This is a genomic window from Zhongshania sp. (genome assembly GCF_041584495.1).
GTDB lineage: Bacteria > Pseudomonadota > Gammaproteobacteria > Pseudomonadales > Spongiibacteraceae > Spongiibacter.
Genome location: NZ_JBFHDY010000268.1, coordinates 1 through 1,644, shown reverse-complemented (window position 1 = coordinate 1,644; position 1,644 = coordinate 1). Strand labels below are relative to the sequence as shown.

The window sequence follows — 1,644 nt, the reverse complement described above, 5'->3', positions numbered from 1 at the left end:
TTGCTGCGGGAATTTTGTCGCCAGTCTGAATGCTCATAGTAGGACCTTAATATTATCAAACGAGTGTGATCAAGCAGTTTAGCAGAGCAATGGCCTGGGCGTAATCCACTTGAAAATCTAAAGTCAGCCACCATATTCTGGATAACAGCCGACGCGCTGTTCATGGTTTAGATTGAAGGTATTGGAGGTTTTTATCATGAATAGTTATTTGCCGTTTACCTTGTTCAATGAATTGCGTGATATAAATCGCGGATTTGATCGCCAAGCAAGTGATGGCGAGCGCGCCGCCCAGTGGCAGCCCGCGGTGGATATTTGCGAAAATGAGGGTGGCTTCTTATTGGTGATGGACGTACCGGGCATCGCGCCTGATGCAGTTGATATTACCGTGCACAACGGCGTGCTAACCGTGCAGGGCGAGCGCAAAACCGATGCGCAAGCGACCAAAAGCAGTATCAAAGAGCGCTGGCAGGGTCAGTTTATACGGCGCTTCAGCTTGCCTGAAGGCGTTGAAGCTGACGAAATTGCCGCCAAAATTGAACACGGCGTGCTGGCCCTGAATATCCCCAAGTCGACGGTAGATGAGCCGCGTAAGATTACGGTGCAATAAGCGCACATCAACACTGGCGAGCTTGCTACACTGGCTACCTTAATCCGCTGTCAGGCCCTTGTCTGGCAGCGTTGTTTTTTGCTCGTTGATGTGGAGTCCGGTTTTGATTACTCGCCAGCAATGTCGTTATGAATGGCAGGTTTTGCTTTTGGCCGTGGGGTTTCTAACGCGGTTACCGGTGCCCGCCGATCCAGATTTTAGTGAGGCTAAGCTTAATGGCGCCTCGCGTTATTTTCCCTCAGTCGGTCTTCTGGTTGGCGCGTTAGCGGCCATGATTTATGTTGCGGCTTTGGCGCTGTTTGGCAATAGCCTGATGGCAGTGCTGCTGTCGATGCTCGCCTCTATTCTGATTACCGGCTCCTTCCATGAAGACGGTTTTGCCGACAGCTGTGATGGCTTTGGCGGCGGTTGGCGCAGCGAAGACGTCTTGCGCATAATGAAAGACTCTCGCATTGGCACCTACGGCACGGTGGGTCTGATTTCTGTGCTGGCTTTAAAAGCCACCAGTTTGCACGCCTTGCCGTCAGTTGGTGTTGTGGTTGTCGCTCTGCTCTGGGCGCATGTGTTTAGTCGCTGGGTGTCGACCTCGTATTTGGTGGACCTTCATTATGTGCGCGGCGAAGGCAAGTCCAAACCCTTGGCGACCACAATGCCTCTTAGGTACTGGTTGTACTCCGGTGCGCCGCTGTTGCCACTGCTGTTCTTTATCGATGTTTATTCTTTTATAAGTTTGCTGATCATGGCCCTGCTGTTTCGCTGGGCATTTGCCGTCTATTTACGTCGTCGGATTGGTGGTTATACCGGCGACGCCCTTGGCGCTGCCCAGCAAGTGGTTGAAATTTTGGTGTATTTTGCTTTTTTGTTATAAGTAAAGGCGAAATTAGGGCGCTTGGCGCAAATTCACAAAGTGTGAATACTGCACAGTCTTAAACCATGATTTGGCGGCACTCATTGCGTCAACTACAGTCATAGCATTACAAGCAATTTATGGCTGAGGATACAGGCATGAACACAAATTTATTGGTAGGCGGCATATT

The 1,644-nt window shown here is 50.5% G+C and carries 2 protein-coding genes; both read left to right on the top strand.

The window, feature by feature from the left end:
• Nucleotides 1-196 precede the first annotated feature (196 nt).
• On the top strand, nucleotides 197-607 hold the full coding sequence (locus ABYP33_RS18990; RefSeq protein WP_008253280.1) for an Hsp20/alpha crystallin family protein: 411 nt from the start codon (nucleotides 197-199) through the stop codon (nucleotides 605-607).
• A 103-nt stretch (nucleotides 608-710) separates the two neighbouring features.
• The gene (locus tag ABYP33_RS18985) at nucleotides 711-1,475 is read left to right on the top strand and encodes an adenosylcobinamide-GDP ribazoletransferase (RefSeq protein ID WP_008253281.1); all 765 of its coding nucleotides are present in this window, start codon (nucleotides 711-713) and stop codon (nucleotides 1,473-1,475) included.
• The last annotated feature ends 169 nt before the right edge of the window (nucleotides 1,476-1,644 follow it).

Bases quoted from the DNA above. Each gene is read 5' to 3' on its own strand.
- ABYP33_RS18990 (WP_008253280.1), top strand. From the start codon at position 197: ATGAATAGTTATTTGCCGTTTACCTTGTTCAATGAATTGCGTGATATA.